The organism is Pontiella sp. (assembly GCF_041622395.1).
Taxonomy (GTDB): Bacteria; Verrucomicrobiota; Kiritimatiellia; order Kiritimatiellales; family Pontiellaceae; genus Pontiella.
In genome coordinates this window covers 1-2762 of record NZ_JBFJYW010000387.1, presented here as the reverse complement: position 1 = coordinate 2762, position 2762 = coordinate 1, and the positions used below count along the sequence as shown (strand labels likewise).

Below are 2762 nucleotides of genomic sequence, written 5' to 3'. Positions count from 1 at the left end.
GTCCACTGGCCTGGCCGGGCCTCATCCTCTTGCTTTGCGGGCGGCCACTGACGACCACTCTAACGCCTTCCACCGATTGGAAGCTGGCGATCCCGAGGCCTATTCCGCCCGAAGATGCTGCCATGAACGCGCTCTTGTTGTTGACGTGAAGTTTCATTTTTTTGCCTTTTCATTTGCAACCTGCTGGCCGTCGGATCCGGTTCCAATGACGCCGTTTAACAGCAGTATTATTCGCTTCAAATCTCAGCGACCCTTCACCGTGGGAATCATGGGCGTCGATTGGGAAGTGCGGCTTGGGCTGGCTTTCAAACTGCTCCACCACGGTGGCCAGATTGATCGTTTCCGGTTCCGCCGCCAGCTGGATGCCGCAGCCGTAGCGGCCGCGCTTGAGATCGAGGTCCCCGAGTTTGCCAAGCTTGTTCACCACCTTGACCGTGTGGCTGTAGGAGATGCCGCAGGCCTCGCTGATCTCGTGGGCGGAAACCATCGCCTCGCACTTGCGCGCCACATACGTCAGGATTCGCAGTGAGTAATCGGTGTGTTGTTTCAAATGCATCCGTCTGTCCCGCTGTTAAAAGCTCGTGCGGAAAGAATATTTAAGGCCGCCGCCCTGCGCGCGCCGCCCGATGCGGCAGAAGATCGATTGAAGTCGGCTCCGGCAACATGGCCTCTGAGGACAAGAAGCGCGGACCCCTAAACCCCACCGGTCAAGCGCCTCATGCGGAAGAGGGAATTTTATGCATTGGGGCCGGGGTATGGGGCGAGGGCGGTGCGCAGCGATTTCCAAAGCCGCGCGCCCTGTTCTTCGAGATCGAAGTTATAGTTGCCGAGGCGCCAGCGCGTGACCAGCAGGCGGGACGAGCCCATCATCATCCGGGCCAGGTCCTTCGGAGGAATATCGGTGCGGCATTCTTTCCGGCCCTGTTCCGAGGCGAGCAGGGCAATGATGTTTTCTTCCGCAACCTCCATGATGCGGTTGAAATGTTCGGCCAAGTGCGAATCCTGCCGGAAAATTTCCTCGGCGAACGCGACGGCGGAACGGGCCGGGTTGTCCGCGAATCCGCGGAAAATGCCGGCGTAGACCTCTTCGATCTGATCCAGCACGGAGCCGCCCTGTTCCGCGTACCGTTCAAACCGGTGCCGCACCATCCATTCCTGCTGGATGAGGATGGCCTCCAGGATATCCATCTTGTTTTTGAAATGGCGGTAGAGCGCCGGCTCCGTGACGCCCACGGCGTTCGCCAAATTTTTGGTGGTCAGGGCCGGAATGCCGCCGATCGAAAGCAACTCGATGGCGGCGTCCACAATCTGTTCCCCGCGCGGACTCAGCGCTTTCATCCGAGTGCCTTGGCGGACTGGTCGGCGGGCGCATGGAAACAGGGTTCTCCGGCAGATTTGTCTTTCTGGCAGGACGAATGGCACTGGTAGCAGATCTCGTTGCTCAACTTGTTCTGCTCAAAATAATCCTTCAGGTTGTTGAGCGTGGTATCCGCAATATTCTTCAGCGCGTCTTCGGTCAGGAAGGCCTGATGCGAGGTGATCAGCACGTTCGGGAAGGTCAGCAACCGGGCGAGCACATCGTCCGCAATCATTTCCTCGGAGCGGTCCTCGAAAAAATAGTCGCTTTCTTCTTCGTACACATCCAGCCCGGCCGCCCCGATCTTGCCGGATTTCAGGCCGTGGATGAGCGCCTTGGTATCGATCAGGCCGCCGCGCCCGGTATTGATCAGCATCACGCCGTCTTTCAGCGTTTGGATCGAGGTTGCGTTGATCATGTATTTGGTTTCCGGCGTGAGCGGGCAGTGGAGCGAAATGATGTCCGACTGCCGATAAAGCTCCGGCAGGTCGACATAGGTGATGCCGCGTTCGCGGGCATATTCCTCGTTCGGGAAGGGGTCGTAGGCCAGTACCTTCATGCCGAAACCCTGCAGAATGCTGATCAGGCTGCGGCCGATGGCACCGGTGCCGACCACGCCGGCGGTCTTCCCGTACATGTCGAAGCCGACCAGTCCCTGGATGGCAAAGTTGCCCTCCCGCACGCGGTTGTAGGCCTTGTGGATTTTGCGGTTCAGCGTGAGCACCAGCGCGGTGGCATGTTCGGCCACGGCGTGCGGCGAATAGGCCGGAACCCGCACCGCATGGACTCTTCCGAAGGCCGCCTCGAAGTCCACGTTGTTGTAGCCCGCGCAGCGCAACGCGATGATGCCAATGCCGTTCTCGGCGAGATAGTCGCACACCGGCTTGTCCAGCGTGTCGTTCACAAATGCGCAAACCGCATCGAACCCGTGGGCCAGTTCGACCGTCGCCGCATGCAACTTGGTCTCGAAATACGTGATCTCGTAGCCGAACGCTTGGTTCGCCAGGTCGAAGGACCGGCGGTCGTAAGGCTTCGCATCAAAAAAGGCGATTTTTTTCGTTTTCATCTTCCGTTTTTCCCTTGGTTTCTGGTGATGGCGTTAGTGATTACTAACATCGGCGACCCGAAACAAGACCAAAATGGTAATATATACAGGATGATTCAAGGTTATTACTTGAAACGAAAATAGTCGGCCTTGGGTTGGAGCATGTGTTCCAATCCGATTGAAGTACTGTTTCTGCCAAACGCAATCTTCGGAACCCATTCCTTCAACTGCCCGCTATAACGGTCCTTCAACTTGATTGTTCTTTTTCTCGTGTAACCCTAAAAAAGTAAATGAACCACAGATAGCCATTGCGAGCGAATAGCGATCAATTGCCGATAAACACAGATTCATGAACAGGAT

General features: G+C 57.0%; 3 protein-coding genes. All 3 read right to left on the bottom strand.

Annotated elements, in window-relative coordinates:
- Positions 1–169 precede the first annotated feature (169 nt).
- The 3 genes from ABYO54_RS15855 to ABYO54_RS15845 all read right to left on the bottom strand — a co-directional run bounded on the left by ABYO54_RS15855 (position 170) and on the right by ABYO54_RS15845 (position 2423).
- Positions 170–556, bottom strand: a complete 387-nt coding sequence (locus tag ABYO54_RS15855; protein WP_372809205.1) for an Rrf2 family transcriptional regulator — start codon at positions 554–556, stop codon at positions 170–172.
- Between the two features lie 179 nt (positions 557–735).
- The gene (locus ABYO54_RS15850) at positions 736–1338 is read right to left on the bottom strand and encodes a TetR/AcrR family transcriptional regulator (RefSeq protein ID WP_372809204.1); all 603 of its coding nucleotides are present in this window, start codon (positions 1336–1338) and stop codon (positions 736–738) included.
- Entirely contained in the window at positions 1335–2423 is a 1089-nt protein-coding gene (locus ABYO54_RS15845) for a 2-hydroxyacid dehydrogenase (RefSeq protein WP_372809203.1), read from the bottom strand. The genes ABYO54_RS15850 and ABYO54_RS15845 overlap by 4 nt, the downstream gene beginning before the upstream one ends.
- Positions 2424–2762 lie beyond the last annotated feature (339 nt).

Excerpts from the sequence above, each read along its gene's own strand:
- ABYO54_RS15845 (WP_372809203.1), bottom strand. The coding sequence starts at position 2,423 with ATGAAAACGAAAAAAATCGCCTTTTTTGATGCGAAGCCTTACGACCGC.
- ABYO54_RS15855 (WP_372809205.1), bottom strand. The coding sequence starts at position 556 with ATGCATTTGAAACAACACACCGATTACTCACTGCGAATCCTGACGTAT.
- ABYO54_RS15850 (WP_372809204.1), bottom strand. The coding sequence starts at position 1,338 with ATGAAAGCGCTGAGTCCGCGCGGGGAACAGATTGTGGACGCCGCCATC.